Genomic DNA, 281 nt, shown 5'->3' with positions numbered 1-281 from the left:
TCGTCGCGGCGACCGATGGCGCTGTAGGCGACCGGGACGAGGTTGGCGGCGTTGACCACCAGGGCGCCCTGGTTGCGGTTGCCGCGCTCCAGGTTGACGTACAGGCCTTCGACCTTGAACGTCACGGCCGAGGAGCGGAAGAAGTTCAGGAACGAGTCGGTGGGGAGCGCGAACTCGACGCCGCCGCCGACCGCGTAGCCGGTGCGGAAGCTGTCGTTGCCGGCGTAGCCACCGAACGAACGGTCAGCGCTGCCCGAGCCGTAGGCGAAGCCGCCGGTGCC

Annotated in this window: 1 pseudogene; it reads right to left on the bottom strand. The window is 69.8% G+C overall.

The window, feature by feature from the left end:
• Positions 1-281 (bottom strand): annotated as a pseudogene (locus tag OXS27_RS32505) (porin family protein); the annotation flags it as partial.

This window comes from Methylobacterium sp. GC_Met_3 (genome assembly GCF_026540775.1).
Classification (GTDB): Bacteria; Pseudomonadota; Alphaproteobacteria; order Rhizobiales; family Beijerinckiaceae; genus Methylobacterium.
The sequence above is the reverse complement of the archived record's forward strand: the minus strand, read 5'-3'. Positions and strand labels throughout refer to the sequence as shown.